This is a genomic window from Stenotrophomonas sp. PI_27, assembly GCF_027854495.1.
GTDB classification, from domain to species: Bacteria; Pseudomonadota; Gammaproteobacteria; order Xanthomonadales; family Xanthomonadaceae; genus Stenotrophomonas; species Stenotrophomonas pavanii.
Genome location: NZ_JAJNOF010000013.1, coordinates 1 through 26977 on the forward strand (window position 1 = coordinate 1; position 26977 = coordinate 26977).

General features: G+C 67.7%; 23 protein-coding genes. 11 read left to right on the forward strand and 12 right to left on the reverse strand.

Translation table 11 applies throughout. The annotated features are described in order from the left end of the window. Positions 1–16 precede the first annotated feature (16 nt). A complete protein-coding gene (locus LRM18_RS15715) occupies positions 17–1186 on the reverse strand; it encodes a PQQ-dependent sugar dehydrogenase (protein WP_270954981.1) in 1170 nt (389 codons plus the stop codon). A 168-nt stretch (positions 1187–1354) separates the two neighbouring features. Between LRM18_RS15715 and yiaA the strand changes: the two genes are divergently transcribed. Beyond that, positions 1355–1807: an inner membrane protein YiaA gene (gene yiaA, locus LRM18_RS15720; protein WP_049468576.1), complete on the forward strand. Its 453-nt coding sequence runs from the start codon at positions 1355–1357 to the stop codon at positions 1805–1807. 44 nt (positions 1808–1851) lie between these two features. Here the strand turns inward: yiaA and LRM18_RS15725 are convergent, their stop codons facing one another. The 6 genes from LRM18_RS15725 to LRM18_RS15750 form a co-directional block, all read right to left on the reverse strand. Continuing rightward, on the reverse strand, positions 1852–2175 hold the full coding sequence (locus LRM18_RS15725; protein ID WP_049468574.1) for a hypothetical protein: 324 nt from the start codon (positions 2173–2175) through the stop codon (positions 1852–1854). Positions 2176–2285: 110 nt separating this feature from the next. After that, a complete protein-coding gene (locus LRM18_RS15730; protein ID WP_270954982.1) occupies positions 2286–3587 on the reverse strand; it encodes an amino acid permease in 1302 nt (433 codons plus the stop codon). Then, positions 3584–4345, reverse strand: a complete 762-nt coding sequence (locus LRM18_RS15735; protein ID WP_064237517.1) for a L,D-transpeptidase family protein — start codon at positions 4343–4345, stop codon at positions 3584–3586. The genes LRM18_RS15730 and LRM18_RS15735 overlap by 4 nt, the downstream gene beginning before the upstream one ends. Before the next feature lie 15 nt (positions 4346–4360). Continuing rightward, entirely contained in the window at positions 4361–5209 is an 849-nt protein-coding gene (locus tag LRM18_RS15740; protein ID WP_053461992.1) for a MurR/RpiR family transcriptional regulator, read from the reverse strand. Positions 5210–5822: 613 nt separating this feature from the next. Beyond that, complete coding sequence (locus LRM18_RS15745; protein WP_014645715.1) at positions 5823–6917, reverse strand: dipeptide epimerase; 1095 nt, start codon at positions 6915–6917, stop codon at positions 5823–5825. Continuing rightward, complete coding sequence (locus LRM18_RS15750) at positions 6918–8354, reverse strand: SH3 domain-containing protein (RefSeq protein ID WP_270954984.1); 1437 nt, start codon at positions 8352–8354, stop codon at positions 6918–6920. A gap of 132 nt (positions 8355–8486) precedes the next feature. Between LRM18_RS15750 and LRM18_RS15755 the strand changes: the two genes are divergently transcribed. The 9 genes from LRM18_RS15755 to LRM18_RS15795 all read left to right on the forward strand — a co-directional run bounded on the left by LRM18_RS15755 (position 8487) and on the right by LRM18_RS15795 (position 19361). Then, on the forward strand, positions 8487–9959 hold the full coding sequence (locus LRM18_RS15755) for a transglutaminase-like domain-containing protein (protein WP_270954985.1): 1473 nt from the start codon (positions 8487–8489) through the stop codon (positions 9957–9959). Positions 9960–10010: 51 nt separating this feature from the next. Continuing rightward, on the forward strand, positions 10011–13010 hold the full coding sequence (locus LRM18_RS15760; RefSeq protein ID WP_270954986.1) for a TonB-dependent receptor: 3000 nt from the start codon (positions 10011–10013) through the stop codon (positions 13008–13010). Between the two features lie 23 nt (positions 13011–13033). Further along, positions 13034–14584 carry a serine hydrolase domain-containing protein gene (locus LRM18_RS15765; RefSeq protein WP_270954987.1) on the forward strand — a complete coding sequence of 517 codons (1551 nt, stop codon included), beginning with the start codon at positions 13034–13036 and terminating at the stop codon, positions 14582–14584. Continuing rightward, a complete protein-coding gene (locus LRM18_RS15770; RefSeq protein WP_270954988.1) occupies positions 14517–15230 on the forward strand; it encodes a M15 family metallopeptidase in 714 nt (237 codons plus the stop codon). The genes LRM18_RS15765 and LRM18_RS15770 overlap by 68 nt, the downstream gene beginning before the upstream one ends. 225 nt (positions 15231–15455) lie before the next feature. Continuing rightward, positions 15456–15827 (forward strand): hypothetical protein, encoded by a 372-nt coding sequence (locus LRM18_RS15775; protein ID WP_049468636.1) that lies wholly within the window; start codon positions 15456–15458, stop codon positions 15825–15827. A gap of 232 nt (positions 15828–16059) precedes the next feature. Then, entirely contained in the window at positions 16060–16470 is a 411-nt protein-coding gene (locus tag LRM18_RS15780) for an EF-hand domain-containing protein (protein WP_057494561.1), read from the forward strand. A gap of 94 nt (positions 16471–16564) precedes the next feature. Then, positions 16565–17317, forward strand: coding sequence for an HAD family hydrolase (locus LRM18_RS15785; protein WP_049468641.1), 753 nt, complete (start codon positions 16565–16567; stop codon positions 17315–17317). A gap of 31 nt (positions 17318–17348) precedes the next feature. Continuing rightward, a complete protein-coding gene (locus LRM18_RS15790; RefSeq protein WP_150827434.1) occupies positions 17349–17837 on the forward strand; it encodes a hypothetical protein in 489 nt (162 codons plus the stop codon). Positions 17838–17996: 159 nt separating this feature from the next. Next, complete coding sequence (locus LRM18_RS15795) at positions 17997–19361, forward strand: VOC family protein (RefSeq protein WP_270954989.1); 1365 nt, start codon at positions 17997–17999, stop codon at positions 19359–19361. Positions 19362–19471: 110 nt separating this feature from the next. Here the strand turns inward: LRM18_RS15795 and LRM18_RS15800 are convergent, their stop codons facing one another. Beyond that, positions 19472–20986 carry an acetyl-CoA hydrolase/transferase family protein gene (locus LRM18_RS15800; protein WP_270954990.1) on the reverse strand — a complete coding sequence of 505 codons (1515 nt, stop codon included), beginning with the start codon at positions 20984–20986 and terminating at the stop codon, positions 19472–19474. A 421-nt stretch (positions 20987–21407) separates the two neighbouring features. On the opposite strand from LRM18_RS15800, the gene glnE reads away from it, so the two are divergent. Next, positions 21408–24203, forward strand: a complete 2796-nt coding sequence (gene glnE / locus LRM18_RS15805) for a bifunctional [glutamate--ammonia ligase]-adenylyl-L-tyrosine phosphorylase/[glutamate--ammonia-ligase] adenylyltransferase (RefSeq protein WP_270954991.1) — start codon at positions 21408–21410, stop codon at positions 24201–24203. A gap of 98 nt (positions 24204–24301) precedes the next feature. Here the strand turns inward: glnE and LRM18_RS15810 are convergent, their stop codons facing one another. From LRM18_RS15810 to LRM18_RS15825, 4 genes are all read right to left on the reverse strand, one after another. Further along, positions 24302–24862 carry a queuosine precursor transporter gene (locus tag LRM18_RS15810; RefSeq protein WP_057494557.1) on the reverse strand — a complete coding sequence of 187 codons (561 nt, stop codon included), beginning with the start codon at positions 24860–24862 and terminating at the stop codon, positions 24302–24304. A 75-nt stretch (positions 24863–24937) separates the two neighbouring features. Then, entirely contained in the window at positions 24938–25453 is a 516-nt protein-coding gene (locus LRM18_RS15815) for a hypothetical protein (RefSeq protein ID WP_270954992.1), read from the reverse strand. Between the two features lie 31 nt (positions 25454–25484). Next, entirely contained in the window at positions 25485–25988 is a 504-nt protein-coding gene (locus tag LRM18_RS15820; protein WP_270954993.1) for a hypothetical protein, read from the reverse strand. Positions 25989–26007: 19 nt separating this feature from the next. Continuing rightward, entirely contained in the window at positions 26008–26859 is an 852-nt protein-coding gene (locus LRM18_RS15825; RefSeq protein ID WP_270954994.1) for a DUF2145 domain-containing protein, read from the reverse strand. Between the last annotated feature and the right edge of the window lie 118 nt (positions 26860–26977).

Consider the following 26977-nt stretch of genomic DNA (forward strand, 5'->3'; position numbering starts at 1 on the left):
GGCGGCCCGCACTACCTCAAGTCTTCGGCGTGAGCTTCAGCAGGCGTGCCTTGCTGCCGTCTTCCAGCAGCCACAGCGCGCCGTCCGGGCCCTGTTCCACTTCGCGGATGCGCTCGCCCATGTTGAAGCGCTCGGCTTCGCGCGCGCTGTCGCCATCGAAGGCCACGCGCACCAGCGAGGTGGACGACAGGCCGCCGATGAAGCCGCTGCCCTTCCACTGCGGGAACAGGCTTCCGCTGTAGATCACGAAGCCGGCCGGCGAGATCACCGGCGTCCAGGTCACCTTCGGCGCGGCGAATTCCGGGCGCGTGTCGTGGTCGGGGATCGGCCGGCCATCGTAATGATCACCATTGGAGACGATCGGGTAGCCGTAGTTGGCGCCACGCACGATCAGGTTCAGTTCGTCACCGCCGGCCGGGCCCATCTCGTGTGCCCACAGCTTGCCGCTGGCATCGAAGGACATGCCGAGGATGTTGCGGTGGCCCAGCGACCACACCTGTGCGGCCACCCCGCCCTGCGAAGCGAACGGGTTGTCGGCGGGCAGGCTGCCATCGTCGTTCAGTCGGATGATCTTGCCCAGGTTGCCGCCCATGTCCTGGGCCGGATCGAACTTCTGCCGCTCGCTGGAACTGATCCACAGCTTGCCGTCCGGGCCGAAGGCAAGACGATGGCCGTAGTGGCCTTCGCCGCTGACCTTGGGGCTCTGCCGCCAGATCACCTTCAGGTCCTTCAGCTGGCCACCGCCGTTGGCATCCAGCGTCAGGGTGGCGCGGGCCACCGCCGCACCGCGCGTATCCAGCGTGCCTTCCTCGGCATAGCTGAGGTAGATAACGTGGTTGCGGGCGAAATCCGGGTGCAGGATCACGTCGCCGAAACCGCCCTGGCCACCATAGGCGACCTTCGGAACACCGGTGATCTCGTGCTTCTGGCCGCTGGCCAGGTCCAGGTGCTGCAGTTTGCCGCGCTTCTCGGTGACCAGCAGGCTGCCATCAGGCAGGAAGGTCATCGCCCACGGCTGGTCGAAGCGGCTGACTTCGGTGGCGGTGAACGGGCGCTGGTCGGCAGCGGTGGAAGCTGCGGGCGCCGCGGTCTGGGCGCCGTTGGCGGCCGGGTCGGCGGCGTTGCAGGCGGAGGTGGCAAGGATCGGCACCAGGCCGAGGGCGAGCAGCAGGGGCGTGCGGGTCATGGGTATCTCCAGGGCGGGGATGCGGATGGCCGGGCGTTCCCTTGTATACCACCGGTGCCGTGAGCGTCGTGGCCCGAAGGTCCTGCGACCCCTGTGCGAGCGCAGCGGGATCGTCTAGGGTGGGCACGCCCGGGCAAAGCGTGCCCGCCTGCCTGCCAAGGACCTGCAATGAACACTGCACTACCCCACAAGCCGTCCACCGCCTTCATCGCCGCCTCGTGGGTGGCGCTGCTGCTGGGGGCGGCGGCGTACCTGATCGGCCTGTTCAACGCCACGATGGCGCTCAACGAGAAGGGCTACTACCTGACCCTGCTGCTGTTCGGCCTGTTCGCGGCGGTCTCGCTGCAGAAGAGCGTGCGCGATCGCGTGGAAGGCATTCCGGTGAGCGGCCTGTACTACGCGCTGTGCTGGTTCGCGCTGCTGTCGGCGCTGATGCTGCTGCTGGTTGGCCTGTGGAATGCCACGCTGGCACCCAGTGAAAAAGGCTTCTACGGCATGGCATATGCGCTGTCGCTGTTCGGTGCGGTGGCGGTGCAGAAGAACACGCGCGACCTGATCGCCGCCGGTGGTGGCGAGAGCAAGCGCAGCGCGATCGTGCCGCCGCTGCCGGAACAGGAGTGAATGTGTAGAGCCGAGCCCATGCTCGGCTCTACAGCAGCAGGGCGCTATCGCTTCAATTGCGGATCCGCCAGCTGTGCATCCTCCCAGCCACGACGCACCGCATTGCGTGCCTGCGCCCATTCCAGGCGGCTGCGGCCGCGTTCGTTGGCCCAGCGTGATTCGAGCTCGGCCTCGACCTGTTCATAGGCGCGGATGATGTCCTGTGCACGCGCGGCGTGGCCGATGCGGTAGGCCGGCTCGTAGTCCTCGAAGAACAGCTGGTCGTCATAGTACGGTTCGGCGGTGTAGCGCTCGCGCCAGTAGTTGCTGATCGCATCACGCGGGGTGCTGTCGTCCGGCACGCGGCCGGGAATCTGGTACTCGGTCATGGAGGGCTCCGTGGTGGACGAAACCCGATCATGCCGGCCCGATGGTTAATGGCCCGGTCCAGCGACGTGATTGCCAGATCAATCCGACCGGCACGGCCTGATGCGTCCGGTCAGCCTGCGCCGGCATCCTTGCGCGGCAGCGTGTAGATCACTGCGCCGATGGCAAACGCGACCAGTGCGGCGGCAATGTTCTGCCAGCTGGCGCTGGCAAACAGGGCCAGGCACAGCAGCAGTGCCAGCACCGGAATCAGTGGTCCACCGGGCAGCTTCAACGCGCCCGGGCGGTCGGCGTAGCGCTTGGCCAGGACCAGTACCGCCGCGGCGGTGCCGATGTAGGCGAACAGGCGCGTGGTCATCGACAGCAGGGCCAGCTGCACGAACGACCCGGACAGGGCCAGGCCGAGCGCGATCAGGCCCTGGCACAGGATCGACGCGGCCGGGGTATGGAAGCGCGGATGCACCTGGGCCAGGATCTTCGGCCCATAGCCATCGCGTGCCAGCGCGAACAGGAAACGCGGGCCCATCATCATCGTGTTGCTGTTGGTGCCGAGGATGGAGATGGTGGCACCGACGGTCAGGATCAGCGCCAGTGCTTCGCCACCGAATCCAGCGGCGGCATCGGCCAGCGGCGTGGCCGAGCTGGCCAGGCCGGCCAGCGTGCCCTGTGCCACCACCTGCACCGCGCCGTAGATGACGGTGACGGTGATGATCATGGTGATCAGCGCGAACGGAATGTCGCGGCGCGGATTGCGGTACTCGCCGGCGGCGGCGGGAATGTTCTCGAAACCGGCGTAGGCGTATAGCAGCAACAACGCGGCCTCGCCCATGCGTTGCAGGTCGTGCGGGTCCGGGCGCTGGCCGGAGAAGGCCAGCTTCGGGTCGATGTAGAACGCACCGATGGCCACGAACAGCAGCAGCGGCAGCATCTTGCCGATCACCAGCACCACGCCGGTGCGCGCGGCCGAACGCACGCCGATGATGTTGATGCCGGTGAGGAAGCCCAGCGACACCACGATCACCGCGATGCGGCCCAGGCCGGCACCGGCCCATGGCCAGAAGCGCGCGACCGCATCGGCCAGCGCATTGCTGAGTGCGGCCGCCGAACTGATGCGGGTCAGCCAGATCATCCAGCCGATCTCGAAACCGGCGAAGCGGCCAAAGGCCTCGCGTGCATACAGGTAGCTGCCGCCGGGTTCATCGAAGTAGCTGGCGGCCTGCGCATAGCACAGCACCAGCAAGGCCACGACGATGCCGGCGGCGACCACGCCCCACAGGCTGAAGGGGCCGAGCAGAGCGACGGTGGCGGCCGGCAGCAGGTAGATGCCGCTGCCGATCACATCGTTGATCGACAGGCCGACGATCTGCCAGCGGCTGACCGCGCGCTGCAGCTGCGGATCGTCCTGCGCGCTCAACGGCCGTCTCCCTTCAGTGCAGGCAGCTGCCACTGCGCCTGCAGTCGCTTGTACTCCGCGCGCGGCAGCAGCACGAAACGCGGCGCGTCCTGCGGCCGCAGCCAGTCCAGCAGTGCCTGCATGCGTTCCTGCGGCATCGCCGTGCAGCCGGCGGTGGCCTCGCCGGGCTGGCGCCACAGATGGGCGAAGATGCAGCTGCCCTTGCCGGGCTGGTTGTCCGGGTTGTGGGCAATCACGAAGCCTTCCCGGTAGCGCACGTCGCCCTTGTTGTGCAGGTCCAGCCGCATCGGCTCGGTGGAGCCCTTGACCGCTGCGCTGCCGACCTTCTTCTCATCCACGATGCGGTTGTAGAACGGCGAGGCGGGTACGTCCATGCAGTAGCTGCTGTCCAGCATCGGCTGGTAGGGCAGGGCGGTGCCGGGGCGGGTGACCGCATAGCCGAACGCGCTGCCGAGCGCGAATATGCCGGCCGGGCTGCGGCCATCGCCTTCCTGCTTCTGCGGGCCATCGGCCTGTGCCGGATGCAGGCCCAGGCCCCATGCGCTGCCGGTGCGGCCAAGCGCCACCGGGAACGCCTGGCCATGCGGGTGCCAGCCCTTGCCGTCGCGCACATAGGCCTGTAGTTGCCCCTGGGTGCTGTCCCAGCCATCGCTGGTGACCACGATCAGCTGGCGCGCGCCATCCAGCGGCGCAGCGTGAACGGACACCACTGCGGCAAGCAGCAGTGTAGTGATGACAAGGCGGACCAGCGATCTCATCAACATGCGCTCCGGTCAGGAATCCAGCAGGTGGTCGATCCGCTCCAGGTTCACCGCAAGCTGCTGCTGGCGATCCGGATTGGCATGGCAGAGCAGCACGAACAGGAAATCGAGCAGGGCGTGCATGGCGCTACGGTACAGCAGCTGCGCGACCTGTGGCGTGCGGTCGTGGGCGCAGACCGCCAGGGCCGCATCCGCATGCGCGCGCAGCGGGTTGGCGGTGTGGCGGGTGATGGAAATCACCTTGCCCCCCATGTCCTGGAACTGCCGCGACAGCTGCGAGAGCTGGGGCAGGTTGCCGAACTCGGAGAACACCAGCAGCGCGTCACCGGGCCGTGCGGCCGAGAGGTTGGCCAGCATCAGGATCGGGTCGGTGTGGGGTACCACGAGCAGCCCGAGCAGCGACAGCCGCATGGCAAACTCGCGGGCGAACAGGCCGTCGTCTCCCAGGCCGTACACGAACAGCTTGGGCGCACCGTCGAGCAGCTGCACGATGCGCTCGATCTCCGCGCGTGGATTGGCCTGGCGTGTTTCCTCTTCGGCCTGCGCCTTGCTGCGGCGCAGGGCCTCGCCCAGGCGCAGGTAGTCATCGCCGCTGTCGGGTTCGTCGGGCGCCTGCTGCGGATCGGCACCGGCGCGGGCGACGTCCTGGCCGATGGAGTACTTCAGGTCCGGGTAGCCCTTGAAGCCGAGCTTCTGGCTGAACTTCACCACGCTGGACTGGCTGATGCCCAACGCGCTGGCCAGTTGCTGGGACGAGTAGTCGCGCAGCAGGTGGGCGTTGTCGAGGATGAAGTCGGCGATGCGGCGCTCGATGGCCGACATCTGCCCGCGCTCGGTGCGGATCTTCAGCAGGGGCGGCATGCGGGGTGTCCGAGGGGCGTCCGTTGGAGCATAGGGGAACGCGTTGCGGTTGGCAGCGTAGAGCAGGTCATGGAGTGGGTCGGGCGGGTGGGGTTTGCAGGGGACGCCGTGAATCCGTCCACGGAGGCTTGGCCGCGCTTGCTCGTTTGCGCTGTCCTGCGCAAACGGCAAGACCGGGGTTGGGCGTCCTGCCCAACCCGCCCGAGGCATGCCTCGGGCCCATGGCGCGGACACCCCTGCAAGCCCCACCCGCCCGACCCCGGACAGATCGCGCGCGTGCCAGCCGCGAAGGGGATACGGGGTAGAGCAGAAGCAAGAGCAAAAGCATCCACGCATGGCGTGGATCCACGGGATGCCGTTGTTGCCTTTGACGTTGAGTCCGCCTTCAAGCGAGCCGAGCACCGCAGGTCCGGCGAGGGCGAAGAGGCGCGGGTGTCTGAGCGTAGCGAGTTCCCGCGCCGTCCCTCCACTGGCCGAGGAGCGCAGGGAACCGGTGCGTAGCACCGGCTCGCGGCCGGCGGAGCGTTTCTTTTGGTCACTTTTCTTTTCGCGAAAAGAAAAGTAACGCGCGACCCAACGTCAGTGGCACGCAACGTCAGCCGCAAGGCAGAAATCAACCCAGCATCTCCAGCCCACGCACTTCAGTAATGCCCAGCCCCGGCACGTCGCTGATGCTGATCTCCGATTCGTTGAAATGCACGCCGCCGCTGACCGGGTCGAACTGGCCCAGCGAGGGGCCGTCCAGATCAACCTTGGTGATCACATCGCTCTTGGCCACGGCCAGGTGCACGGCGGCAGCCACGCTGATGCTCGATTCGATCATGCAGCCGATCATGCACGGCACGCCGTAGATGCCGGCAATGTCGGCGATGCGGATCGCGTTGGACAGGCCGCCGGTCTTCATCAGCTTGATGTTGATGATGTCGGCCGCGCGCTGCTGGATCAGGTCCATCACCTGGCTCGGGCTGAACACGCTTTCGTCGGCCATCACCGGCGTGTTGACGCGGTCGGTGACGTACTTCAGCCCGCTGATGTCGGCGGCTTTCACCGGCTGCTCCAGCAGTTCAAGCACCACGCCGGCGTCTTCCAGGGTACGCATCGCATGCACCGCCTGCTTGGCAGTCCAGCCCTGGTTGGCATCCAGGCGCAGCAGGGCACGGCCTTCCACGGCGGCGTGGATGGCCTTGACCCGTTCGATGTCCAGTCCGATGTCCTTGCCGACCTTGATCTTCAGCGACTCGAAGCCGCGCTCGATCGCCGACAGCGAATCGGCCACCATCTTGTCGATGTAGTCCACGCTGATGGTGATGTCGGTGGTGATCACCGGGTCGCCGCCACCAAGCATCTGGTACAGCGGGGCACCGTGCAGCTGCGCCCACAGGTCGTACAGTGCGATCTCCACCGCCGCCTTGGCGCTGGTGTTGCGTTCCATCGCGGTCTGCACCAGCGTGCACAGGTGGTTGAGGTTGACCACGTCCTGGCCGATCAGGCGCGGGGCGATGAAGTGGCGGATCGCTTCGATGATCGAGCCGTGCGTATCGCCGGTGATCACGGCGGTGGCCGGGGCTTCGCCGTAACCGGTGTTGCCGGTATCGGTACGGATCAGGACGACCACGTCCTCGACGGTTTCCACCGTGCGCAGGGCCGTCTTGAACGGTGTCTTCAACGGCACGCGCAGCATGCCCAGTTCGATGGCAGTGATCTTCATTCAGGGGGTCTTGGCCCGCAGGCGCTGGATGTTGGTGATGCGGTCGATGTAGCGGACGGTATCGCTGGCCACCATCGGCTCCAGCGGCGTGACCGAAACACCATTGAGATGGGCCTGCACACGTCTGCCGTCGGCACCGAACCAGCTGCCGCCCGCCGTATCGTGGATCACCCAGGTGCGGCCGTCGACGTGGCCGATGGCCATCATCACGTGGCCGGGAATGTAGACCAGGTCGCCAACACGGAGGTCGGTGACGGCGCGCTCGCGCACCGCCTTGCCGTCCTTGCCGGTGAACGGCAGCCGATCCAGCGCGGGGCTGACCGCCTGCGCGCTGGTATTGCGTGGCAGCAGTACGCCGAAGCTGCGGTAGATCTCGGACACAAAGCCGCTGCAGTCGCGGGTGTCGTAGTCGTGGCCCCAGCCGTAGCGTTCGCCAAGGAACTTGAACGCCTGCTGCAGCAGCAGGCGCGGGGTCAGCGGCAGGTAGTCTGCGGCAGTGTCCTGCGAGCGTGGCAGCAGTGCCGGCACCAGCTTCAGGCGGCCGTCGGCTTCCCGCACGGGCAACTGCACCACCCACGATGCGTGCGCCTGCTGGCCGTTCACCGGATCGGCAGCCGGCCAGTCGGCCAACACCGGCAGGCGCACGCCCATGTCCAGCTGCAGGCGCGAGACACGCGGCTCTTCCGGGGTGTAGGCGGTCTGCGCGGTGGCACCGGTGACGATCCGGTACGGGCCCTTCGTGCCGTAACCGAGCACGGTGGCCTTGTCGCCGCTGGCGATGGCCTCGGCCTCGATCCACGCGCTGTAGCGCTCGCTGTGGACGAACAGCCAGCGGCCGTCGGCGCTGCGATGGACCACGGCGACCTTGTCGCCGGGGAACAGTGCCGATTCCTGGAAACGGTCGATATCGGTGTCACCGACGCTGCTGAAGACGCGCTCGCGGGTGGGGAAGGTGCGCAGTGCCGCGCGTTTCACCACCAGCCCGTAGGCCGGTGCCACCTCGGCCGGGATCGCATCCAGGCCGAGGTTGGCTTCGATCGCGCTGCGCAGCGCCGGCGCGATCGGCTGGCCCTTGTCGTTGTAGAGGGCGCGTGCGGGCCAGCGCGACAGCGCGGTGATGCTGGCACGCACTGTCGCCGCATCAAGCTGCGCCGGCAACGCCGCGATGTCCTGGAGGTGGCTGTCCTGCGCCCGCATCCGCGCGTTCTGCGCCTCGATCTGCGCGCGGTCCAGGATCGGCGCATCGGCGTTGTCCAGACGCGCGGCCCAGTATTGCGGGGTCAGGTAGGCCTCGTGCAGGCCGATCACATACGGCAGCGGCGCACCTGGGTCGGGTGGTGGTGCCGCCGGTGCAAAGGCCGGGGCGGCCAGCAGGCACAGCGCCAGGGACACGCGGCGCGGCCAACGCCGGTGCCGTTCGCGGGAAGCCAGGATCATGCGCTGCACACCCTCCTCGAATGCCTGTTGGAATATTTATTCCTTTCGGCGGCGAAAGCAAGAATAAATTATTGACCGGCATCCCGGCCCGTGTTACACAGCCGTTACCACCCGCGCTGGGGAAGTGTCGCTGTGGATCCTGCCGTTCGCAAACCACGTCTGCCTGCTGCTGCCGGCCTGTGTGCCGCGCTGCTGCTGTGGGCGTCTGCCGCGCAGGCCACGGATGGGAATAGCCGCCAGCAGTGGGCGCGCCAGGCGCAGGTGATCGACCTGATCGACAGCGGTCGCTTCAGCGATGCCCAAGCGCTGCTGGCAACGGCAGGCGATACCGCCGACGGGGCCTTCCAGCGCGAGCGCATGCGCCGCATCCGCTTGGATTTCAGCCTCGACCACGCTGCCGCCAAGGCCGCCGTACGCCGCTGGATTCCCGACCTGACCGACGAGGAATTCTCGCGCTGGGACCAGCTTGGCCTGATCGAGCATCTCGATATCGACGGCGAGCGTTGGTACTTCAAGCGCGCGCCGTCGAATCTGTTCCTGCTCAGCGCCGAAGCACGCGCGCGCCGCCGCGCGGATGCGCCGATGCCCACTCCGGGCCCGAACGAAGTGCTCAACGCACACCACGCGCGCGTGGTGGCCGCGTCCGAGCAGCGTGGCCAGGCGTCGGTGCTGCCGCAGCGCATCGAATTCACCCAATCGCTGACGGTGAAGGCCGATGCAGTGCCGGCCGGCGAGACCGTGCGTGCCTGGATTCCGTACCCGCGCGAGATCCCCGGCCAGCAGGAGCAGGTGCAGTGGCTGGGCAGCACCCCGGGCAAGGCGCGCGTGGCTCCGGCCGATACCCAGCAACGCACCGCCTACCTCGAAGCCAACGCGGTGGCCGGGCAGCCGACCCGCTTCGAGATCCGCTACGCGGTCACGATCTTCGCCCGGCATACCGCGATCGACCCGGCCGTGGTGCAACCGACCCCGGCCGATCCGGCCCTGAAGCCCTATCTGGCCGAACAGCTGCCCCATGTGCGCTTCACCCCGGCGCTGAAGCTGTTCTCCGACCAGGTACTGCAGGGCGAGACGCGCCCGTATGAAGTGGTGCGCAGGCTGTTTGCCGCGGTCGACCGCATTCCGTGGGCCGGTGCGCGCGAATATTCCACGCTCAGCAACATCAGCGATTACGCCCTGCGTGCCGGCCATGCCGACTGCGGGCAGCAGACGTTGCTGCTGATCGCACTGCTGCGCCTGAACGGCATTCCCGCACGCTGGCAGTCGGGCATGGTGTTCTCCGACGATGGCAGTGGTTACAACAACCTGCATGACTGGGGACAGGTCTACCTGGCGCCGTATGGCTGGCTGCCGATGGACGTGACCACTGGCGCACTGGCCAGCGATGTACCGGCGCTGCGCGACTTCTATCTGGGTGGCCTCGATGGCTACCGCATCGCCTTCAACGATGATTTCGGCCAGCCCTTCGTGCCGGCCAGACAGCATTACCGCTCGGAAACGGTCGACTCGCAGCGTGGCGAGGCCGAGTGGGCAGGCGGCAACCTGTACTTCGACCAATGGAGCTACGACTTCCAGTGGCGGGTACTGCCAGCCAGGCAACGCTAGCGCGACACCTCGCATTCCACACCATTCAATTCTTGCAGGAGAGAGCAGGGGATGAAGGCTTACAGCATCAAGCGGGCGGCGTTGTGCGTCGCTCTCGGGGCGTGTCTGGGCGTGATCGCGCCCAGCGCATTCGCACAGGATGGTTCAGTGGTCGGCCGGCTGGTCAGCGATGCCGGCCAGGTCCCGGCCGGTGCCACGGTGACCGTACGCAACCCGGCAACGGGCTTCGTCCGCTCCGTGCAGGCCGACGCCAACGGCAGCTACCGCATTCCGCTGCTGCCGGTCGGCACCTATGACATGGAGGTGAGCCTGCCCGGCGGAGGGGCCAGCCGCGTCGGCCAGGTGACGGTCAGCCTCGGCAGTGCCACCACGGTCAACGTGCCGCTGGGTGCGGTCAGTACCCTGGGCACGGTCGAAGTGCGGGCGCCGCAGGTGGTGTCGATGGTGGACGTGAAGTCCACCGAGTCGGCCACCAACATCACCCGCGAGGAGCTGTCGCGCCTGCCGGTGGACCGTGACATCACCGCCGTAGCGCTGCTCGCGCCGGGCGCGGTGAAGGGCAAGGGGTCACTCGGCGGGCAGGGCATTTCCTTCGGCGGTTCGTCGGTGGCCGAGAACACCGTCTACATCAATGGCCTGAACGTCACCGACTTCTACAACCGGGTCGGCTTCTCGTCGGTGCCGTTCTCGTTCTACCAGGAATTCCAGGTCAAGACCGGCGGCTACTCGGTCGAGTTCGGGCGCAGCACCGGTGGTGTCATCAACGCGGTGACCCGCTCGGGCAGCAACGATTTCAAGGCCGGCGCCGAGCTGGTGTTCGAGCCGCGGGCATGGCAATCGCAGGCACGTGATCGCTACGACGGCAGCGGCAGCCGCTACATCACCGCCAGCCGCGACGACTACAGCCGCAGCGCGCTGAATGTGTTCGCCTCCGGTGCGCTGGTGCAGGATCGCCTGTTCTTCTTCGGCATGTACGAGGCGCGCGACTACCGCCCCACCTCGACCAATGACGCCGGCACGCGCCTGAGCCAGGGCAAGGCCGATGACCCGTTCTGGGGCGGCAAGATCGACTGGCAGATCACCGACAACCAGATGCTGTCGCTGTTCGGCTTCTCGGACAAGAGCAAGACCCTCACCGACGTCTACGCCTACGATTACGCCACGGGGCAGACCGTGGGCGAGCGCAGCAACCAGATCTACAACACGGTGGGTGGCAAGAACTGGTCCGGTACCTACAGCTGGCAGGTCAACAACGACCTGACCATGAAGCTGATGTACGGCGAGAACAAGCGCAACCGTGTGCAGAGCTCGTTGATGGACGAGAACTGCAACCGCGTGTTCGACAACCGCACCGCCAGCCAGGGCGTGCCGCCATCGCTGCAGGGTGACCGCGGCTGCACCAGCAGCTCGCAGCTGGAATCCGCGCTGGACACCCGCAAGGCTGCACGCGCCGATTTCGAATGGACGCTGGGCAACCACCTGCTGCGCTTCGGCCTGGACCGCGAAGAGAACACCTCGGACTACAGCCGTGCCTACCCCGGGCCCGGCGGCCTGCGCTATGACATCTATGCCCGCACACCCGGCAGTCCGCTCAATGGTGGCGTGGTGCCGGCCAGCGGCCTGGTCGCGCGCACCCGTCGCTATGAAGTGGAAGGGGCCTTCGAGACGATCAACTCGGCCTACTACCTGGAAGACAACTGGCAGGTGACGCCGAATCTGCTGCTGAACATGGGCCTGCGCCTGGAAGCCTTCGACAACAAGGGCGGCGACGGCAGCAGCTACATCAAGATCGACGACATGCTGGCCCCGCGCCTGGGCTTCTCCTGGGACGTGCGCGGCGATGGCACGACCAAGGTGTTCGGCAACCTGGGCCGATACTTCCTGCCGGTGGCCAACGTCATCAACATCAAGCAGGCCGGTGGCTTCCTCGACGAGCGGACCTGGTATGAGTTCCTCGGCTACAGCGGCGCGGCCAACAACATCCCCAACCTGGGCGCACAGATCGGGCCGGTGGACAACTCGCAGGGCGACGGCAGCGTGCCGGACCTGCGTGCGGAAGTGAACCGGGACATGGACCCGGTCTACCAGGACGAAGCGATCCTCGGCTTCCAGCAGATGATCAACGAAGCCTGGTCGGTGGGGGCGAGCGTGACCTATCGCCGCCTGCACAATGCCATCGATGACATGAACATCACCGCGACCGGCCAGTGTGGTGCCATCGACGGGGTGTGGATCATGGGCAACCCCGGGCGCACCAATACCGTCTGGGGCGACACCGACTGCGATGGCCGCAACGACGGCTGGATCAGCATCGATACGTCGAAGGAAGGCTGGGCACTGTACGACGACAACGGCAACTACGTCGGCCAGCGCGGCTGGGTGAAGCCCAAGCGTGACTACAGGGCGCTGGAACTGCAGGTCGACCGCGCCTGGGACGGCAAGTGGGGCTTCAACGCCTCCTACACCCTTGCATACGGTCGCGGCAACGCAGAAGGCCCGGTCAACTCCGATACCGACTTCGCCGACGCAGGGCGCACCGAGAACTTCGACAACCCCTGGGTCAACTACCGCGGCTACGGCTATCTGGCCAACGACCGCCGCCACCAGTTCAAGTTCCGTGGCAGCTACGCATTGACCGAGAACCTCAGCGTGGCGGCCACGCTGGGCGTGCAGTCGGGCAGCCCGATTACCCGCTTCGGCGCCGGTAATCCGTTCGACGACACCGACTTCCACAGCTACTACGTGTGCGTGTCCAACTGCCAGTCGACGGTTCCGTCCCAGCGCGTGTTCGTGCATTCGCCACGCGGTGGCGACGGCCGCACGCCCTGGACCTATGACCTGGACGTGAGCGTCTCGTACAAGGTGCCGATTCCCACCGATCTGCGCCTGAAGCTGGCGGTGTACAACGTGCTCAACCAGCAGCGCGTGGTGACCGTGGACCAGGACTACGAGCCGCAGGACAGCATCGGCACGCCGAACCCGCTGTACCGCTACGGCACCGGCTTCCAGTCGCCGCGCTACGCGCAGCTGACCGTCACCTGGGCCTACTGAGGCCCTCTGCCGGGACCATGCGCATGCAGGCACTGTGGATGCTGGCCGCGCTGGTGGCTTTTCCGGCGGCGGCGGTCGATACCGCCTCCGTCGAGGCCGATGTCGCCGCTGTGGTCCGGCACGAGCACCTGCCCGGGCTGGCCATGGCGGTGGTCGACAACGGGCAGGTGGTCTATCGCCACGCCGAGGGCGCGCGTGGCGATGGCGGCCGCATCGATCAGGACACGCTGTTCAAGATCGCCTCCAACAGCAAGGCGATGACTGCCGCGCTGCTGGCGCGGCTGGTGCAGCAGGGCAGGCTGCGCTGGGATGATCCGGTGCAGCGGCATCTGCCGGGCTTCCGCATGCACGATGCATGGGTGGGCCAGCAGATGCAGGTGCGCGACCTGCTGATCCACAACAGCGGCCTGGGCCTGGGCGCCGGTGACCTGATGCTGTGGCCGGAACCGAACGCATTCACCCGCGCCGACATCATCGCCGGATTGGCGCACCTGACGCCGGTCAGCAGCTTCCGCAGCCACTATGCCTACGACAACCTGATGTACGTGGTGGCTGGCGAAGTGGCCGCTGCGGCAGGCGGCAAGCCGTACGACCAGTTGATGCGCGAGCAGGTGTTCGAACCACTGGGCCTGTCGCGCTGCCAGGTGGGGGCGTGGTCGGTGAAGCGCGTGGGCAACGTGGCGCAGCCGCATGCTTGGCGTGGCGATCACAATGAGGTGGTGAACGCCGACGCTGACATCAGCCCGGATCTACCGTCGATGGCCGCTGGCGGCATCCGGTGTTCGCTGCGCGACATGACGCGCTGGATGCAGGTGCTGCTCGATCCCACCGTGGCGCCCGGCTGGCTGGATACGGAGCAGCGCCGCACGCTGTGGACCCTGCACATGCCGATGCCGCTGGGTGAGCGCCAGCGGCGCTGGGACAACGCGCATTTCTACGGCTACGGCTATGGCTGGCGCGTGTCCGACATGGACGGCCAGTGGAAGGTGGCGCACACCGGCACGCTGTCCGGCATGTATTCGTCGCTGGCGCTGCTGCCCGGCCGCAAGGTGGGCGTGGTCATGCTGATCAACGGTGATGGGGAGGACGCGCGTACCGCATTGATGCAGGCCGCGCTGAAGCGCTTTACGGCGCCGGACGATGCGCGTCCGGCGCTGGAGTACCTGGCCGAACTGAAGGCAGACCAGGCGACGCGCGCGGCAAGCGGCCATCAGCGGCCGGCGACGTCGGAGGCACGGCCGACATCGGACGCCGATCTGCCGCGTTGGCAGGGTCGCTACACCGATCCGTGGCTGGGGCCGGCCTCGCTGTGCCCGGGCAAGGACGGCCTGCGTTTCAGCGTGGACAAGTCGCCCCGGCTGCAGGCGGCTGTGCTGCAGCTGCAGGGGCGCTGGCTGCTGCGCTGGGATACGCTGGGCGACGACGCACAGGCCTGGCTGCAACCCGGGGACGGTGCGTCGCCCACGCTGGACCTGCGCGCCATCGATCCGGACATCGACTTCAGCTATGACTTCCAGGACCTGCATTTCACTCGTACTGGCGACTGCGCTGGTGGCGACCACCCGCGCCGCTGAGCCACCGCGCGTTTCACCGGCCACCGATGCGGCCAGTGCCGGACTGGTGGAGATCCGCACGGTGTCGCCGCGCATCGACCTGGATATCCGCTATGCCGGCGCCAACAACTTCACCGGCGCGCGCGTGCCCGGCTACGAGGCGCCTTCGTGCTACCTGCTGGCGCCGGTGGCGAAGGCACTGGCACAGGTGGAACAGGACCTGCGCGCCGATGGCTTCGGCCTGCGCCTCTACGACTGCTACCGGCCGGTGCGTTCGGTGCAGGCCTTCATGGCCTGGGTGAACGATCCACACGAACGCTCGCGCAAGGCCCTGCAATACCCCGACCTGGACAAACCGCGCCTGCTGGCCGATGGCTACATCGCCGAGCGCTCCGGCCACAGCCGCGGTGCCACGGTGGATCTGGGCCTGCTGGATTGCCGCAGCGGGACGTGCACGCCGCTGGACATGGGCACGGACTTCGATTTCTTTGGCCCGCGTGCGCATACCCAGACCCGCGGGCTGAGCGCTGCACAGCAGGCGAACCGCCGTCAGCTGGTGCAGGCGATGGCGCGCCACGGCTTCGTCAACTATCCGCAGGAGTGGTGGCACTACACCCTGCAGCCCGAACCGGATCCCGGCACCGCGTACGACGTCCCAGTGCTTTAGCGTTTGTTGGCAGGGGCGCCCTCGACAATTTCCGCTGCTCTTGGTAGCTGTCGACCTTGGTCGACACGGTAGATCCACGCCATGCGTGGGTGCTTTCCGTCCAACCCCGGAGATAGTCGATCTCGATGGAGATTCATCCACGCATGGCGTGGATCTACCGGGGCCAGCGGATTGGGTCCGGGGCAGATCCCTTACACTGGCCGCCATTCCACTGTTGCCCACCCGATGAACCTTCCCCTGCATTTCGGCCTGCTCGGCACCCTGGAAGCGGGCGCCATCGCCCTGCTGGTCGGCCTGCTGGTGTACCTGCTGTGGTCGCGGCTGTGCCGTCTGCTGCACTGGTCGATGGGCCATGCGATCGGCTGGGCCTGCGTCATCTCGGTGGTGATCTCCGCCGGCATCGATGCGTGGAAGCTGTTCTACATGGGCATCGTGCGGCTGGAATCACCGCTGTATGCGCGCCTGTTCCTGGCCACGATCCACGATCCGAACGAACTCGGCAGCCGGGTGGTGCTGGAAATCGCCGGCGCGCTGGCCGGGGTCGCACTGGGCTGGGTGATGTTCAGTTCGCGGTCATCGGAAAAAACCGTCGACTGACGCAGGTTTTTCGTTGCCTGCCGGTTAAATGCAGAGGCGCTGAATGCGCAACTTATGAGCCACTCACTTCACTCTAACCACCGCGCTAAAGCATGCGTGGCGGCGAGTGGTTAATCGTGTGTGTGCATGCCAGTCGCGGGGCAAAATCGATTCAGAATCGCGGTGGCAGGGTAGGTGCCGTGCGGAAACAACAGGCCGCGCAACACCACCCAACAGGTAGGAGACACCCCTGATGACTATTCGCAACCGCAAGCCCCTGATCGCCCTGATCGTCGCCGCCGCCAGCGTGCTGGCCCTCCCGGCGATGGCCCAGTCGGCCAAGCAGCAGGCCGCACATGCGCAGAATGAAGCGGCGCAGGCCCAGCAGGCGGCGGCACAGGCGGGCCAGGCGGCCGACCAGGCCTCCAACGCGGCTGCAGCGGCCTCGGCGCAGGCCAACGGCGGTGGCCAGACCTGGGCCAGCATCGATACCGATGGCAACGGCACCATCAGCAAGTCCGAGGCCCAGGTGAACGCGGGCCTGGCCCAGGTATTCGACCAAGCCGACAGCAACAAGGACGGCGAGCTGAGCGCCGACGAGTACAAGGCCTACGTGGCCGCCCAGCAGGCCGGCGCGGGTGCCGGCGCGGCGCAGGGCCGCTGATCCAGACCCGATTCGGGAAGACCGGTGCATGGATCCCGGGCGGCGGTGGCCGCCCGGGTTTTTCCCGTCATCGCGGCCCCTGTATCCTTGACCGATGAACACCTCCATGCCTGCGCCGTCGCGCGCCATCGGCCTGGTCGGTTTTGACGGTGACGATACGCTGTGGAAGAGCGAGGACTACTACCGCAAGGCCGAGCAGGATTACCTTGACCTGTTGTCGCGCTACGTCGACGTGCACGACACCCAGACCGCGCGCCACCTGCTGGAAGTGCAGCAGCGCCACCTGGGCACCTTCGGCTACGGCGTCAAGAGCATGACCCTGTCGATGATCGAAGCGGCCATCGACATCACCGGCCAGCGCATCGAGGCCCGGGACATCCAGCGCATCCTCGACATCGGCCACGACACCCTGCGTCACCCGGTGGAGCTGATCGACGGAGTGCGCGACGCGGTGGCGGCCATTGCCGAGCACTACCCGGTGGTGCTGATCACCAAGGGTGACCTGTTCCACCAGGAGGCGAAGATCAAGGTCGCCAACCTGGGCGAGCTGTTCCCGCGCATCGAGATCGTCTCCGAGAAGGACCCGGAAACCTACGCTCGCGTGCTGGCCGAGTTCGACCTGCCGATGGAGCGCTTCGTGATGGTCGGCAACTCGCTGCGTTCGGATATCGAGCCGGTGGTCACTCTCGGTGGCTGGGGCGTGCATACCCCCTACGCGGTGACCTGGGCCCACGAGACCCAGCACGGCGTGGCCGATGACGAGCCGCGCATGGTCACTGCCGATACCGCCCGCGACTGGCCGGCTGCGCTGGCGGCGATCGAGGCCAAGGCCGCCGCGGCGGCCTGACAGGGCGCAGCGGCTGCGGCAGAATCGGAGCATGAACCACCGACTGCGCGCGCTGTTGCTGTCCCTGCTGCTGGTGCCGGCCACCGTGCTGGCCCAGCAGACCGCCGAGCGTTCGGCGGACTACACGGTGGAAACCGGTGACCGCTGGATCGATGCCCAGCTGCAGGACATCAACCACTACGCCGAACGCTACCCTGACGCCTTCCTCGATGAAGTGTCGCGCTACGCCGATGTCCCCCGCGGCTACCTCAATGCGCTGTTCACCACCCATGGCTGGCAGGCCGGGGATATCTATTTCGCCTGTTTCTGGGCCAAGGCCAGCGGACAGACCTGCCGCGACAGCGTGCGCGCCTTCAGCCAGAACCCGGAGGGCGGCTGGGAGGCCGTGGTGAAGCGCATGCCCACCAGGCCGGAGAACCTGCATTACCGTGCCGTGCGCCACGCCATCGTGGCCAGCTACCGGCACTGGGACCGGCCGATTACCCTGGATGCCACGCTGAAGCGTCAGTTGAAGCGGTAGTGCCGGCCGCTGGCCGGCAACTGCACCCTTCCAGGCATCAGGAGGTTGCCGGCCAGCGGCCGGCGCTACCCGGTCATGTTGCTCTGCATATCGCCGCCGCACCGCGCTCCGGCGACAATACGGGTCCGAGCTGTTCCCGTTCCCGTGATCGAGTGACTGATGAGCGCCTCTTTCGTTTCGCCTGATGTGATCCGCCGCCTGTTCGCGCAGGCCATGTCCCGCATGTACCGCACCGAAGTGCCGCTGTACGGCACGCTGGTGGAACTGGTGGAGCGGATCAACGCGCAGGTGCTTGCCCAGGACCCGGCACTGGCCGCGCAGCTGCAACGCAACGACGAGCGTGCGCGCCTGGACGAGGAGCGCCACGGCGCGATCCGCGTCGGCACCGCCGAAGAGCTGGCCACGTTGCGCCGCCTGTTTGCAGTGATGGGCATGTACCCGGTCGGCTACTACGACCTGTCGGTGGCCGGCGTACCGGTGCACTCCACCGCGTTCCGGCCGCTGACCGGCGCGGCGCTGGCGCAGAATCCGTTCCGCGTGTTCACCTCGCTGCTGCGCCTGGAGTTGATCGAAGACGAAGCCCTGCGTGCCGAATCGGCGAAGATCCTGGCACGCCGCCGCATCTTCACCGATGGTGCGCTGGCGCTGATCGACCAGGCCGAGCGTGACGGTGGGCTGTCGCAGGCCGACGCCGAGCGCTTCGTCGATGAAGCCCTGGAGACCTTCCGCTGGCACGGCGATGCCACGGTCGACCTGCCGACCTACCACGCGCTGCACAACGCGCACCGGCTGGTGGCCGACGTGGTCAGTTTCCGCGGCCCGCACATCAACCACCTGACCCCGCGCACGCTGGACATCGACGCCGCGCAGGCGGCGATGATCGAGCACGGCATGGCGGCCAAGGCGGTGATCGAAGGCCCGCCGCGCCGCGCCTGCCCGATCCTGCTGCGCCAGACCAGCTTCAAGGCGCTGGAAGAGGCCGTGCATTTCCCGGATGCGGACGGTGGCGATGCCGGCACCCACACCGCGCGCTTCGGCGAGATCGAACAGCGCGGCCTTGCGCTGACCCCGAAGGGCCGCGCGCTGTACGACCAGCTGCTGTCGCAGGCACGTGATGCCGGCGGCGAAGGCAGTACCGGTGGCGACTACGGCCAGCGCCTGCAGGCGGTGTTCGCCAGCTTCCCGGATGACCATGACACGCTGCGCCAGGAAGGATTGGGCTACTACCGCTACCAGCTGACCGACGCCGGCCGCGCCGCGCCGGAGCGCGTGGCCGATCTGCCGGCCGAAGTGCTGGTGGCCGCAGGCCTGGCCACGGCCGATCCGATCGTCTACGAGGATTTCCTGCCGGTCAGTGCCGCGGGCATCTTCCAGTCGAACCTGGGTGGCGAAGAACAGCGCGCGTATGCCGCGCATGCCAACCGCGACGCCTTCGAGCAGGCGCTGGGCGTGGCGGTGAATGACGAGTTCGAGATCTACGAGCGGCTGCAGGCCGAATCGCTGGCGGCGTTGCGCACCGCGTAAAGGCAGAGCCGGCCGCTGGCCGGGCGCCGCGTGAAGGTAGAGCCGGCCGCTGGCCGGCTGTAGGGGGAAGCCGGCCAGCGGCCGGCTCTACCCGATGTCCGGACCCGGGGTCAGCCCTTCATCGTGCCGGTATCCAGCCAGCGCTGGTGCCACGACAGCGCTTCCGGCAGCAGGTGCGGGGTGTGCTTGCCGTAGCTCTCGCGGCTGGCACGGTCTAAGTAGTCCTGCAGCTGCGGGCGGAAATCCGGATGCGCGCAGTTGTCGATCAGCACCTGCGCGCGCTTGCGCGGGGTCAGGCCGCGCAGGTCGGCCAGGCCCTGTTCGGTGACGATCACCGACACGTCGTGCTCGGTGTGGTCGACATGGCTGGCCATCGGCACGATCGCCGAGATGGTGCCGTTCTTGGCAGTGGACGGGCTCAGGAACGCCGACAGGAAACCGTTACGGGCAAAGTCACCCGAACCGCCAATGCCGTTCATGATCCGCGTGCCCATCACGTGCGTCGAATTGACGTTGCCGTAGATGTCCACCTCGATCATGCCGTTCATGCCGATGCAGCCGAGGCGGCGCACCAGTTCGGGATGGTTGGAGATCTCCTGCGTGCGCATGATGATGCGCTCGCGGTAGAAATCGATGTTCTCCTTGAACGTCTCGTTGGCCTGCGGGCTCAGCGCGAAGCCGGTGCACGAGGCGTAGCTCAGCACGCCGTCGCGCAGCAGGTCGAGCATGCCGTCCTGGATCACTTCGGTGAACGCAGCCAGGTCGCGGAAACCGCTCTTGGCCAGGCCGGCCAGCACGGCGTTGGGGATGTTGCCCACGCCCGACTGCAGCGGCAGCAGGTTCGGCGGCAGGCGGCCCTTCTTCACTTCGTGCTTGAGGAACTCGATCAGGTGCGAAGCGATCTGCTCGCTGGTCGCATCGATCGGGCTGAACGGGCTGTTGCGGTCCGGGCCGTTGGTGCGCACCACGGCCACGATCTTGTCCGGGTCGCAGCGCAGCGCGGTGTCGCCGATGCGGTCGTTGGCGTTCACCAGCGGAATCGGCTTGCGGTGCGGCGGCAGCGCGGTGCCGTAGTAGATGTCATGCATGCCGTCGACGCCGGCCGGCTGCCATTCGTTGACCTCGACGATCACCTTCTTCGCCAGGTCCAGCCAGGTCTTGTTGTTGCCGACCGAGGTGGAGGGTACCAGCGAGCCATCCTCGCGGATGGCCGAGACCTCGATCACGGCGGTATCGATCTCGCCATAGAAGCCGAACCACACGTGCTGGGCGACGTGGCTGAGGTGGATGTCGATGTAATCCAGCTTGCCCTCGTTGATGCGGTTGCGCGCATCCGGATCGCTCTGGAACGGCATGCGCATGGCGATGCCATCGGCCTTGGCCAGCGCGCCATCCAGTTCCGGCGCAGTGGAGGCGCCGGTCATCAGCTTGATCTGGAAGGGCTGGCCCTGGGCGTGCACCGCTTCGATGCGGCGGGCCAGTTCGACGGGGACGGCCTTGGGATACCCGGAGCCGGTAAAGCCGCTCATGGCCACGGTTTCACCGGGCTGGATCAGCGCGGCTGCGGCCTCGGCGGAGACCACGCGGTCACGGAGACGCGCGTTGGCGATGCGATCAACAGACATGACGACAGTGTTTCTGGGGGGAAACCCGATTATCGGCCATCCTCATCCGTACGGGGGGGTCTACCTTCGTGGAATGGCTTTTCCCCCAGGGGCTCACCCATACCCACCGGTTCTGTTTTGCAGTGCAGCGTGCAAACTGCTTTCGCAGCCCGCACGATGGCCCTGCATCCCGACGTGGGGGAGGGAGCAGAGCCCGCTGGCAGTTCGCTGCAAGCGGGCTTTTTTATTGCCTGTCGCCCCGTATGAATGCGCGGTGCCCATTATCGGTAGTGCCGGCCGCTGGCCGGCAACCCCGGCAACGTTCGGCGGGGTCAGCGGATCTGCCGGCCAGCGGCCGGCACTACCAGGTCATCGGATCTGCCGGCCAGCGGCCGGCACTACCGGGTCCGTCGCGTCCCAGCCGGGTCGATACAATCCGCCCATGACTCTTGCTCCCGCAGAACTGCCCGCCGCCCTGCAGCCCCTTGTCGACCGCGCCCTGGCGCGCCTGGCCCAGGTCCTGCCCGGGCCCATCCCCACGGAATGGCTGCCGTTGCTGACCCGGCTGGCGGTAGCCAGCGACTTCGCACTGGACACCCTGGTGCGGCAACCGGCGCTGCTGGCGCAGCTGGCCGCGCCCGGCTGCCCGCCGATCCCGGCCCCGATACTCGACCCACTGCAACCCAGCGACTGGCCCGCACAGCTGCGGCGCTGGCGCACCGCCATGTCCACGCGACTGATCTGGCGTGACCTGGCCGGGCTGGACGACGTGGCGCAGACCCTGGCCGGCGCCACCACCCTGGCCGAGGATTGCCTGCGGCTGGCGCTGGATGCCCTGCAGCAGGAATTCGCACAGCGCCACGGCGTGGTCCGCGATGGCGACGGTGCCGCGCAGCAGCTGGTGGTGTTCGGCCTCGGCAAGCTGGGCGGCGGCGAGCTCAACTTCAGTTCCGACATCGATCTGGTCTACGCCTATCCGCACGGCGGCGAATCCGACGGTCCGCGCGCGCTGGCCGCCGAAGAGTATTTCGCACGCCTCGGCCAGCGCCTGGCCAAGCTGCTGGACGAAACCACCGTCGATGGCTTCAGCCACCGCGTCGACCTGCGCCTGCGCCCGTTCGGCAGCGCCGGCCGCGTTGCGCTGTCGTTCGCGGCGATGGACCAGTACTTCCAGCGCGAAGGCCGCGACTGGGAACGCTATGCGTGGCTGAAGGCACGCGCGGTCGCCGGCGATATCCCGGCGGGTGAAGCGTGGCTGCAGACCCTGCGCCCGTTCGTGTACCGCCGCTACCTGGATTTCACCGCGCTCGATGGCCTGCGCGAAATGAAGGCGGCGATCACCGCCGAAGTCGCGCGCCGCGAGCTGCACGAAGACATCAAGCGCGGCGCCGGTGGCATCCGCGAAATCGAGTTCCTGTGCCAGGCGCTGCAGCTGATCCGCGGTGGCCGCGAGCCCGCGCTGCGCGAGCGCCGCCTGCTGGTGGCGCTGGACGCGCTGGTGGCCGCAGGGCAGATCGCGCCCGAGGATGGCAGCGCGCTGCGCGAGGCCTACCTGTTCCTGCGCCGCCTGGAAAACCGCCTGCAGATGCTGCGCGACGCACAGACCCACGTGCTGCCCAGCGACGCGCTGGACCGCACGCGCATCGCCGTCGGCCTCGGCTACCCGGACTGGGACGTGCTGCGCGCGGCATTGGCTGTGCAGCAGCAGCGGGTCAGTACTGAATTCGCCGCGCTGCTGGCGCCGCGCAAGGGCCAGGCCGCGCCCGACGCGCTGGCCAACTACTGGCGCAGCCTGCCCGAAGGCAGCAACGCACCGCTGCTGGCCGAGGCGGGTTTCCTCGACGCCAATGGTGCCGACCAGTCGCTGCGCGATTTCGCCCAGGGCACCGGCGTGAAGTCCTTGTCCGACGCCGCGCGTGCACGGCTGGATCGCGTACTGCCGGCGCTGCTGCATGCGGCCACGCGTTCGCCGCAACCCGACGCCGCGCTCAAGCGCGTGCTTGGCCTGCTGCAGGCCGTGCTGCGCCGGACCAGCTATCTGGCGCTGCTGGACGAACAGCCCAGCGCGCTGGCGCGTCTGGTCGACGTGCTGGCGCGCAGCGCGCTGCTGGCCGAGCGCCTGGCTGCGTATCCGCTGCTGCTGGACGAACTGCTGGATGTGCGCGTGTCCGGTCCGATGCCCGATGCCGCCGGCATGCTGGCCGAATGCCAGCAGTTGCTGGCGGTCGAAGATCCCGAATCGGCACTGCGCTGGCTCAACGAGACGCGGCTGGCGCTCAGTTTCCGCATGGCGATGGCCACGCTGGACGGTCGCCAGGGCGCGGTGGACAGCACGCGGCAACTGGCCGAACTGGCACAGGCGGTGGTGGTCACCGTGCTGGCGATGGCCGAGGCGGACATGCGCGCCGCGCACGGCGCGATTCCCGGTGGCCGCTTCGCGATCATCGGCTACGGCAGCCTCGGTGGCCTCGAACTGGGCTTCGGTTCCGACCTGGACCTGGTGTTCCTGCACGACCACCCGGCCGGCGTGGATGCCAGCGACGGTGCGCGTCCGCTGGAGCCGGGGCGCTGGTATGCGCGGCTCGCGCAGAAGGTGATGGCGCTGCTCGGTGCGGTCACTGCCGCCGGCCGCCTGTACGACATCGATGTGCGCCTGCGCCCCGATGGCGGCAAGGGGTCGCTGGTGTCTTCGTTGGCCAGTTACACCGAGTACCAGCGCGAGCGTGCGTGGACCTGGGAACACCAGGCGCTGGTGCGTGCGCGGGGCGTGGCCGGCGATGCCAGCCTGCTGGCCGACTTCGAACAGGTGCGTGCACAGACGCTGGGGCGCGAGCGCGACATGGCCACGCTGTATGCCGACGTGCTGAAGATGCGTGGCCGCATGCGCACTGAACTGGACCGCAGCGACGCCGCGCGGCTGGACCTGAAGCAGGGTGCCGGTGGCGTGGTGGACCTGGAATTCCTGCTGCAGACCGGGGTACTCGCGCGCAGCGCGCAGGTGCCGGCGCTGCTGCAGCCGCGCGACACGCCGTCGTTGATCGATGCGCTGGCGGTCGCCGGTTTCCTGCCCGATGCCACCGCGCAGGCGCTGCATGGTGCGCACGCCACGCTGTTGGACGTGGGCCTGGCCTGCACGCTGGACCGCCGCCCGCGACTGGCCCCGACCACGCCGGCGATTGAAGAGGCGTGTGCAGCGATTACGGCGGCGTGCAGAGCGGCAGAGCTGCCGTTCGCCTGAGTGCCGGATGGCGGAGGACTACAGTTGGTAGATGCCAACCTTGGTTGGCACGAATGCAAAGCGCCAACCAAGGTTGGCACCTGCCAGAGCAATGGCGGTCAGCCAGCCGCGCGCAGCGGCGCCATCTTCCACAACAACGCGCGGAACGGGGCCAGCAGGCAGACGCCGATCGCCAGCTTCACTGCCAGGTCGCCGGCGGCCCAGCTCACCCACGGCAAGGTGGAACCGGCAAACGCGATCGACCAGAAAATGGTGGTGTCCACTGTCGCGCTGCAGGTGGTGGCCACCATCGGTGCGCGCCACCAGCTGCCGCGGCGCAGGCGGTCGAACACGGTGATGTCCAGCAGCTGGGCCACGATGAAGGCCGAGCACGAGGCAATGGCGATGCGCGGGGTGGCCACCCAGATCGACAGCAGCACCGCCACCGCGAAGCCGATCCACGCCACCCGGCGCGCCGGGCCCGGGCCGAAGCGACGGTTGATCAGGTTGCTGACCAGGAACGCGACCGGATAGCTGAAGGCGCCCCAGGTCAGCCAGTCGTTGATCGGGTACTGCACCAGTACGTTGGACAGCAGCACCACCGCACCCATGGCCAGTACCGCCAGCACCAGGGCGCGTGGGGTCAGCGGGGCAAACAGAGGGGCAGGACGCACGGACATGGCGAGCCAGGGGGACAAAGGGGATCGCCCATTATCCGCCCGGCCTGCGGCAAAGCCAAAACCGGTCGTTCAGCTTTACAGCGCTTCACTCATCACGTCACCGGCGGCATAGGCCGTCGGCACATAGGCCAGGGTCTGGCCCTGCGCGCTCTTCACGTTCCAGCCGGCACCGGCCTCGGTGGGGTCGAAATGCACCCGTTGCCCGACCACGAAGGCCGCCGCCGGGTTCTCGCCCTGCGGCTGCACCGGCCAGCGCAGGGTGGCGGTGTGGTCGGCCTTGTCCGGTACCTGCAGCTGCACCTGGCGCTCGCCCGTGGGCGTGGTCTCCACCTTCTTCACTTCCATCGGCGGCAGCGGCACCGCCTTGGTGCGGGTCGCCCTGGCGTTGCGCTCGCTGGCCTTGAACGGTGCCTTGGACAGTTCGGACAGGCCCATCGACGCCGCCAGCGGCAGCGACAGCACGACGAACGAGGTCACGATCACGCTGGCCTCGCTGCTGTTCAACTGCGGCGCGGCGCCGGCATGGACGGTGGGCACCAGCAGCGCCGAGAGCAGCAATGCAGTGGTGGAAACGCGCAGGCAACGGAGCATGGAGACCTCCTGGTCAGCGTGGGGCGGCGGCTCAGCGCCGGGTGTCAAAGATGTCGCGCGGGCCGGTGGCCTCGGGCAGGTATTCCAGCGGGCGGCCCTGGTTGTCCTTCAGCTGCCAGCCCTGGTCGTTGCCGGTCGGCTCGAAGTTCACGGTCTGGCCCACGGTGAACTGCACGGCAGGATCGCCGACGCCGCGCGGGTACTGCATCGATGCCGTGTTCTGCGGGTCATTGGCATCACGCAGCAGCACTTCGCGGCGGCCGTCGACGGTGGTGGCGATGGCGCTCACCTCCATCTGCGGCAGCTTGATCTGCTGCGGGCGGGCCAGCGGCCGGCCGGCGTCGGCCGCATCCTGGGCTTCCTTCGCGGCGGCGGCGCGGGCCGAGGCCACCATCTGCGTGGACATTTCCAGGCTCGGTCCCTGCGGGCCCGGGTCATGGATGATCACGATGCGGCGTTCGGCGTGGGCGGCCGTGGACCAGGCCAGGCCGGTGACGATCACCGTCGACAGTACAGAGGCAAGCAGCGGACGCATGTCGTTCTCCTCGGGGAAATCAGGGGGCGGCGGCGGTGGCACCGGCCACCGGCACATGGGGGATCACCAGTTCCTGCTGCAGCTGGCTGCGCTGGTGCAGGAAGTCGAACACCGATTCCACCGTCACCACCGAATAGTTGCCAGAGATGCGTTCGCCGGCCGGATGGTCGGTGGTGGTGGCGTTGGCCACGAACAGGCGCGCACCCACGCGCTTGCCGAGGCCGATGTGCAGTACGCTGGGCTGGTATTTCTGCTGGCGCAGCCAGTGCTGCGCCTGTTCGCGCTTGACGATGGCCGGCGTGCCTTCGGCCTGCGCCATCGCCGCCGCCAGCACTTCCAGCACCCACTGGTTGGAGTTCTGGTAGTCAGTGGCGAACGGGTAGGCAACCACGTTGTACTTCGTTTCGTGCAGCGCCTTGGGCTGGATCGAGGGCGACACCAGCATCGCGCGCAGGGCCGCACGCAACGGCGCCGACGGCACGCCAATGCGCAGGTCGGTATGGCCGCCACTCTCGCCGACAAAGTTGCCCAGGCCCTCGTGGTACAGCTGCGAGCTGTCGGTCTTGCAGCGGTTGAGCAGGTGCATCGCACGCCAGCGGCCGTCGTCCTCGCGCAGCAGGAAGGCCAGGTGGCTGTGGCGCAGGCCGTAGCGGCTCAGGTCCTGGCCACCGCGCGCGGCGACCACCACGTCCACGTCGGGCAGCGCGTCCAGCCGTTCGGCGGTGGTCCAGGCCACGTCCAGCATCGCCGCCTGCGAGGCCACGCTCGGGGAGCGCTCGCGGCAGGCGGTGCTGTTGGCCCAGGCCGGTGCAGCCAGCAGCAGGCTGGCGATCAGCAGCGCGGCGCGGGGCAGGCGGGAAAAACGATCCATGTCGATACCTTGAACGGCGGGCAGGCCCGCGCGCCGATCATACGCTGCTCGGCGCAACGGGCGATCCACGCCCTTGCGCCGCGCAATCGGGTCGTGCCGGCCGCTGGCCGGCAACGGC